Raw genomic sequence first — 6916 nt, 5'->3', positions numbered from 1 at the left:
GGCCCCCGCGCCCGCCTCGGCAGGCCAGACGGTCGCCCCGCCCGGCTCGCCGGCCCCGAGCGCCAACCAGAGCGGCGGAAAGACCACCACGGGTGGGGCGAACTCGTCCGGGACGAACTCCGGCGGGAAGACCTCCACGGGGACGAGTTCCGGCGGCCAGGGCGCGACCACCGGCAACAGCTCCACCGGTTCCACCGGTTCCGGTGGCAGTGACACGGTCGACAAGTGCCTCACCGATCACCTGAAGATAACCGCGATGGACAGCACCATCGGCGGTGACACCGACGGCACCGTCGCGGTGACGTTCAAGAACGACGGCGGCAAGGACTGCGTCCTGTCCGGGTACGCGGGGGTCGACCTCAAGACCAACGCGGGGCAGATCTCCGCGGAGCGCTACGGGCAGCCGGCCGACCGGATGGTCCTCAAGCCGGGGAAGTCGGTGTCCTTCGGTATCAGCTACCCGATCAACGACACCGGCGGCTCGGGCGTGCGGATCACGGACCTGCTGGTGACCCCTCCCGGCGAGACCCAGACGTACACCCTGCGCTGGCCGGGCGCCGGCTCGCTGCCCGTCTCCGACGGCAGCGGCACCCCGGTCAAGGTCGGCCCGATCGGCAGCGCGGGCCAAGGCGGCGAGGAGGGCTGACCTCGACGAACACCTCGGCCACGGCCCCTTTCCGCACCCGCGGAGGGGCCGTGGCCGTCGGCGGGTCGAAACCACCGCCCACACGCCGCCACGCCGCCAACGGACGGTCACGGCCGGATCGGACTATCGACCTCCCGGGAATCACGCCCCGCGGTGCCGCACTCTCTTCTCAGATGCGTTTGCTCGACCCGCCGATGGGTCGGGAGGCTCGCAAGGCGAGTGCGGGGATCTGCGCGATCTTTACTGGTGTGAGGTGATCCCAGAGGATGCCTGACGGGCGATGCGTGCCGGTTGTCCTGATGACTTCTTCGGCGGTGATGATCAAGTCCACGGTGACGTCGTGTTCGGTGGCCGGGATCGGCTCGTCGACGACTTGGAGTGCGTGGACCGTGGTGACGATGAGGGTGTCGGGACTGATGAGGCCGGCCTCGGTGAGCAGGGCGAACTCGATGTCGGAGTATCCGGCGCCCTTGCCGATGCGGACACCGGCGCGGTTCACGGCGACGCTGCCGAGGACGACGATGTCGATCGGTTGGAGGGCTTCGACGTCGACGGTCGGGGCGATGGTTGCCGCGATGTGACTGGACGCGGCATGCTCGGGCGGGGCCGTGAGTGCTGCGGGGTCAAGGACGTAGAACGGCTTCGGCGTCGCCAGTTTGGGGACCGCCATGTACACGATTTTGCCCCCGGCCAAGGCCGCGACACGGACGGGTAGTTGTGCCTTGTCGGGCACGGATTTGATGATGCCGGCGGTCTTCCAACGAGGGAGTGCGGCGAGACGTTCGGCAGCCTGGTCCTTGCCGTGGAAGTCCGGGATTCGGCCGTGGCTGGTCACGTCGTGGACGACGGCCGCAGCGTCGAGTGCGTCCCATACTCGTTCGCGGACACGTTGTTTGGCCTGGTCGTGCTCGGTGGGCACCGCACGCTCCTTGGTGTTCAGGTGGCGGTCATCAGGGTGAAGAGGCGGTCCTGCACGTCTTGTACGTCGACTCTGCGATGCCAGGGGCGTAGTTCGCGGCCGGCGGCGAAGATGACGTTCATGCCCCCACCTCCTCGGGTCAGTTCCAGCTCGTCGATGGCCTGGCCGAGCACGGATACGGCGTTGTCGAGCTCGCCTTGCCTGATGAGGGCGAGGGTCAGGTTTCCGAGGACGATGGTGCGCGACTTCCGCCTGGCGGGCAATTGCGCGGCGGTCGACTCCAGTTGCCGCCGAGCACGCTGATTCTGTCCGAGGTTCAGATAACACGATCCGGCCAGGCGCCCGAACTGCGTGGGGGAGACGAGGTCGCCGGCGGCGTCGACGTCGCTGACCCGGTCGAGATGGCGTTCGGCACGGGCAAGGGCTCGTTCGCAATCGCCGGCGTGCCCGAGCATGGCGTGCGCTTCGCCCACGTGGAGGAGGGCGACGGCCAACAGAGCGGGGCTGGTGGTCTTGGCGGCCTCGGCTGCTCGCAGCGAGTAGTCGAGGCCCTGTTGTGGTTGGCAGGTGCCGTACAGCGCGAGGTATCCGGTGCGTAGGAGGGCTCGGCCTTCCAGGGTGCGGTCGTGCAGGTGGCGAGCGAGATCGATGCCCTGTGCGTAGTAGGTGTGGGCTGTGGTGTGGTCCGAGCGTTGCGAGGCGTCCCAGACGAGTTGGCCCATCAGGGTCACCGCCTCGGCCTGCAGGCTGCGGAGTTCGCGTTGGGCTCTTCCGACGCGGGCCTGGTCGGCGGCCATGGTGACGCGAGTCAGGAGCCGGCCCGCGTCGGCGAGTAGTCCCGCGGAAGGCGAGTTGTCATAGCGCTCGGCGACATCCATGAGGTCCGCGCGTAACGCGGCGCCGGTGGCCGGGTCACCGTGGGCGAGACTTCCGAGCACTGGTGGCCGATCGCCGTCGCTGACATCGCGCAGCAGCGTGTCGAGCCCCTCCGGGGACAGACCCAGCGCTCTCGCCAGATTCGGGCGCATCCACGGTTGTGGGCCTTTCCCGTTCTCCCAGCGGGCGATCGTGGAGCGGTCGACGCCGAGCCGCTCGGCGAGTGCTTCCTGGGTGAATCCCTGGGACTCGCGGCGCTGCACGAGTCGATGGCGCTTGAACGTCACGGCGTGGCCTCCCGATTGCCATGCTCCGCCGAAAACCCAGCTCATCACCCACAGTGCCGCATGGATGCAGCATGTGTGCGGCTTTGGCGCGCTGTTCCCGAGCCGGGCAACACGGTTCGGTGGACCTACGCGAACGGACCGGGACGTGAACTCTCGCCCACCGCATCGCGCAGGGGTCGGTATCAGGCCGACCCCGCAACGGAGAGGAAGTCACCATGCCTCAGATCGTGCCCACCACGGCCAAGGCGGAGGACGGCCTGCTGGTCGCCCGTCGCCGTATCGTGGCCGCCCGCTCGCGCGCCGAGCAGCCGTCCGACGGCGGCTCGACCGGCGTCAGCGACACGAACGACTGACGGCCCGACATGACGACCGCCGACACCTCGGTGGTCGGGCGCCTGGGCGGGGAGGCCTTCCTCGCCCGGGTGTTCGGCCGAGAGTTTCGTATCGCGCGCGGGGACGCCACCACCGTCGCCGGCCTGCTCGGCTGGGAGGACGTGAACGCCGTCCTGGCCCGGCACCGCCTCGAACCGCCGCGCCTTCGCCTGTGCTCGGGCGGCAAGATGCTGCCGCAGCACCTGTACACGCGACCGGTGACCACCCGCCGCAACACCGTGTGGAACCGCATCCAACCGGCCGCGCTGCACGAGCAGTTGGCGGCCGGCGCCACCCTCGTCCTGGACGCCGCCGACGAACTCCACGCCGGCATCGGCGAGCTCGCTGCCCAGTTGGAACGCGGCTTCCGCACTGCGGTGCAGGCCAACCTGTACGCGTCGTGGACCGCGAACGAAGGCTTCGGAACCCACTGGGACGACCACGACGTCGTTGTCGTCCAGGTCGACGGCGCCAAGCGGTGGCGCCTGTACGGTCCCACTCGCGTCGCTCCGATGCACCGTGACGTCGAAGCCCCCGAAGCGCCACCCGACGAACCGATCGCGGACCTCGTACTCACCCCGGGCGACACGCTGTACGTGCCGCGCGGCTGGTGGCACGCCGTCGCCGCCGAGAACGGCGGGCGCTCCCTGCACCTGACCTTCGGCCTGCAGAGCACGACCGGCGCCGACCTGATCGGCTGGCTCGCCGACACCCTGCGCACCCATCAGGCGGTGCGCGCCGACGTGCCGCGGCTCGGATCGGCACAACAGAAGCGGGACTTCGCCGATACCCTGCTCAAGCTCGTCACGGCCGAGCTCGAAGCCGAGGGCGTGGTCGATCGATACGCCGAATTCCGGGACGCGACCGAGCAGCCTCGGCAGGGCACTTCGCTTCCCTATGTCGACAGCGTGCCCCCGTCCCCCGGGCTACCGGTGAGACTCCTCGTCTCACGGGCATCGGTGACCCGTGACCCGGACGACCGGGTCGTACTCACGGCAGGCGGCGGGGAGTTCATCTTCGCCCCGCAGGTGTACGGGATGCTCGCCCTTCTCCTGGACGGCCGTTCCCAGCGGCTCGGCAAGCTCGCGCAGGCGTCGGGGGTGCGGGTCGAACAGGCCGCCGCCGTGGTCACCGAACTGGTGGCCGGCCAGGTCGCGCATGTAGGGACGGTGACCACGTGACGGCCACGCTCGCCTTGGGTACCTATCGTTGCCGCGACGTGGCACTCGCGGCGACGGTCGCGGTGGCCGCCGGCGTCGAGTGGATCGACACCGCGCCGAACTACGGCGCCGGGACGGCCGAGCGCGCTCTCGCGCCGATCCTCGCGGCACACCCTCGAATCCGGGTGTCCACGAAGGTCGGCTTCATGACCCGGGAGGCCGCCACCGAGGCACTCACCGCAGGAATTCTCCACCGACGCGAAGCGGGTATCCGGCACAGCCTGGCGCCAAAGTTCGTGCGTTGGCAGATCCACCGCAGCCGCTCCGAGCTCGGGCGACGACCCGACGTCGTCTTCCTGCACAATCCCGAACACGCCTCGGAGAGGAGCCGCGAGGCCCGAACCGCGCGACTGCTGTCGGCCATCGGGGTCCTCGAAGAAGCGGCTGCCGACGGCACGATCGGCGGCTACGGCGTCGCGACCTGGACCGGCTTCTCCACCGGCCGGTTCGACGTCGGGACGCTGCTGTCCATGACGCGGACCGTCGCCGGTGAGAGGCACCACCTGCGGGCAGTGCAACTTCCCATTTCCCTGGTCCACCTCGAACCGGTCGTCGCGGCAATGGCGGGCGGCGGCGTGCTTCGAGACGCCCTCGCGGCGGGCATCGAGGTCTTTGCATCGGCGCCACTGCACGGGGGCGAGCTACCCGCGATGCTCACGCCCGAGGCCGTCGAACTCGTCGGCGACGGACTGACGGCTGCGCAGGCCGCCCTGATCGTGCCGGCATCCGCTCCGGGAGTGTGTCGTGTCCTGCTCTCCAGCAGCGACCCGCAACACTGGAGCGACGCCATGAGTGCCTGTGCGCGTCCGCCGCTCGACCCGAGCCGACTCCGAAGGATCAGCGATGTTTTCGCCGCCTGACGACCCGCGCGAAGTCGCCTCGATGCGCGACGCCTACCGGCGTTCCACAACCGCCCTCGCGGTCGTTCCCGACGACGGCACCGAAGTATGGGGCTGGCGCGGCAGGACCCTCGGCGGGCCCGTCGCCGGTGACCACGGCCCTGGGTGGCTTCGACTCGTCCGCGCACCGGTGGACAAGGCCGGAGGCCGGTTGTGGCTCGGGCCCGAGGACGCCGAGAAAGCCATCCCGGACTCCGTACCGAGACCCCGACTGCGCGGCGTCGAGGACTGGGCCGACGGCGACCACGCCTTCCGAGCCGAACTCCACGACCGCGTTACGGCGCGACCGATCACCACCTCCGGCCCGGTACTCCGCGAGGACCCCGGGCTCGACGACACGTGGTGGCACGACCTGCGCCGGGCACTCGACCACATCGCCCTTGTGACCACCGACCGCGTCGCCTTGCGCCAGGCATACGTCGACCGCGCCATGCCCGAATACCTCGGACGCCCGATCGACACGACCGTGCCCGCCTGGACCACCGCCCACGGCGACCTGCACTGGGCCAACCTGACCGCACCCCGGCTCGCCATCCTCGACTGGGAAGGCTGGGGCACCGCCCCGACCGGCTACGACGCCGCGATGCTCCACACCTACAGCCTCCTCGTCCCGGACGTCGCAGCGCGAATTCGGAGCGAGTTCGCGCACGTGCTGAACACCGCCGTAGGCCGATTCTCCGAACTCGCCGTCATCACCCAGCTCCTGCAGACCACCACCCGCGGCGACAACCTCGACCTGGAACAACCCCTACGCGCCCGAGCAAGCCGAATCCTCGGCAGCTGACCCTTCGCTTCCTCCCAGGAGCCAAGCCGACGGATTGGCTTGGGTGTGGGCGGCGGCGCGTTGGCGCAGTACCCGGGGGAACCCCTGAACGGGGCTTCGCCTGTTGTGCCGTCCGGAGCCTGACACTCCACCCTGCAGCGGAACCCGTTCGCGTACCGGTGTCGCGATTCCGACCCGGGTCGGTCGTGCGCTCGCTCATGCGCACACGAATGGTTTTCACCAAGCATCCCGCGAAGTCTGAGGACTACTGTGCCCAGCGATACTCTCGAACTTCCCTCCGTCCTACGGTTGCGGGGCTCTCGGCCCGTACGGACCGCGCGTGAGCATGCCGCAGCCAAGGCACGAGTCGCCGGCGCCCACGAGGACGACGTCGCCGTGGTGATCAGCGAACTGACCACCAACGTCTTCGTCCACGGCCGGCCGACGAGCGTCGTCCTGGTGACCACCCACACGGCCGACGGCCTGTTCTGGGTAACAGTGTTGGCCCGCCAACCTGCGGTGAAACTGCCGCAACCCGTCGAGGAACCGGATGCCGAATCCGGACGGGGACTGCTCCTGACCCACTCCTGGACGACCACGTTCCGATGCGAGCGCCGACAGAACGGCTACCAGGCGTTCATCGCCGGATTCGCGGTGTGCCCGTGATCGGCCGGTTCGTTCAACGGGCCGACGCCAGGGTCTCCGCTTGGGGTTTGCGCCCCTGGCTGCGGGGGTGGGTTGGTCGGGTTGGGGGTTGTTCCCACCCGCACCACCCGTTGCGTTTTGGTCGAGGGCTGCGGTTATGCGGTTATACGGCGCTGGGGGTGCGCGTGATCAGGGCCTCCCGGCGCGCCCGGCCCCGGCGGGAGCCGAGGTGGGTGACGTCCACTCGGCCCCCGCTGGCGCGTCAGCGCCCACTGATCGATCGTCGACC

General features: G+C 69.6%; 8 protein-coding genes and 1 pseudogene. 6 read left to right on the top strand and 3 right to left on the bottom strand.

The annotated features are described in order from the left end of the window. On the bottom strand, positions 1–216 hold a 216-nt coding region (locus tag GT354_RS56770; protein ID WP_346012326.1), incomplete at its 3' end, for a hypothetical protein. Positions 217–238: 22 nt separating this feature from the next. On the opposite strand from GT354_RS56770, the pseudogene GT354_RS56765 reads away from it, so the two are divergent. Beyond that, positions 239–646 (top strand): annotated as a pseudogene (locus GT354_RS56765) (DUF4232 domain-containing protein); the annotation flags it as partial. Positions 647–815: 169 nt separating this feature from the next. On the opposite strand, the gene GT354_RS35240 reads toward GT354_RS56765, so the two are convergent. Both GT354_RS35240 and GT354_RS35235 read right to left on the bottom strand, forming a co-directional pair. Next, a complete protein-coding gene (locus GT354_RS35240; protein WP_161360452.1) occupies positions 816–1565 on the bottom strand; it encodes a 5-formyltetrahydrofolate cyclo-ligase in 750 nt (249 codons plus the stop codon). Between the two features lie 17 nt (positions 1566–1582). Beyond that, positions 1583–2728, bottom strand: coding sequence for a helix-turn-helix transcriptional regulator (locus GT354_RS35235; protein WP_161360451.1), 1146 nt, complete (start codon positions 2726–2728; stop codon positions 1583–1585). 215 nt (positions 2729–2943) lie between these two features. On the opposite strand from GT354_RS35235, the gene GT354_RS52935 reads away from it, so the two are divergent. The 5 genes from GT354_RS52935 to GT354_RS35215 all read left to right on the top strand — a co-directional run bounded on the left by GT354_RS52935 (position 2944) and on the right by GT354_RS35215 (position 6648). Then, entirely contained in the window at positions 2944–3081 is a 138-nt protein-coding gene (locus GT354_RS52935) for a hypothetical protein (protein ID WP_202512651.1), read from the top strand. 9 nt (positions 3082–3090) lie between these two features. Then, on the top strand, positions 3091–4281 hold the full coding sequence (locus GT354_RS35230; RefSeq protein ID WP_161360450.1) for a cupin domain-containing protein: 1191 nt from the start codon (positions 3091–3093) through the stop codon (positions 4279–4281). Further along, positions 4278–5180 carry an aldo/keto reductase gene (locus GT354_RS35225; protein WP_161360449.1) on the top strand — a complete coding sequence of 301 codons (903 nt, stop codon included), beginning with the start codon at positions 4278–4280 and terminating at the stop codon, positions 5178–5180. Before GT354_RS35230 ends, GT354_RS35225 begins: the two co-directional genes overlap by 4 nt. Beyond that, positions 5164–6003, top strand: a complete 840-nt coding sequence (locus GT354_RS35220) for a hypothetical protein (RefSeq protein ID WP_161360448.1) — start codon at positions 5164–5166, stop codon at positions 6001–6003. Before GT354_RS35225 ends, GT354_RS35220 begins: the two co-directional genes overlap by 17 nt. A 249-nt stretch (positions 6004–6252) precedes the next feature. Further along, positions 6253–6648 carry an ATP-binding protein gene (locus tag GT354_RS35215; RefSeq protein ID WP_161360447.1) on the top strand — a complete coding sequence of 132 codons (396 nt, stop codon included), beginning with the start codon at positions 6253–6255 and terminating at the stop codon, positions 6646–6648. Positions 6649–6916 lie beyond the last annotated feature (268 nt).

The organism is Streptomyces sp. SID3343 (assembly GCF_009865215.1).
Lineage (GTDB): Bacteria > Actinomycetota > Actinomycetes > Streptomycetales > Streptomycetaceae > Embleya.
This window is presented reverse-complemented; position numbering and strand designations above follow the sequence as displayed.

What these genes read in the sequence shown, in the direction of transcription:
- GT354_RS35220 (WP_161360448.1), top strand. Translation starts at nt 5,164, where the DNA reads ATGTTTTCGCCGCCTGACGACCCGCGCGAAGTCGCCTCGATGCGCGAC.
- GT354_RS52935 (WP_202512651.1), top strand. Translation starts at nt 2,944, where the DNA reads ATGCCTCAGATCGTGCCCACCACGGCCAAGGCGGAGGACGGCCTGCTG.
- GT354_RS35230 (WP_161360450.1), top strand. Translation starts at nt 3,091, where the DNA reads ATGACGACCGCCGACACCTCGGTGGTCGGGCGCCTGGGCGGGGAGGCC.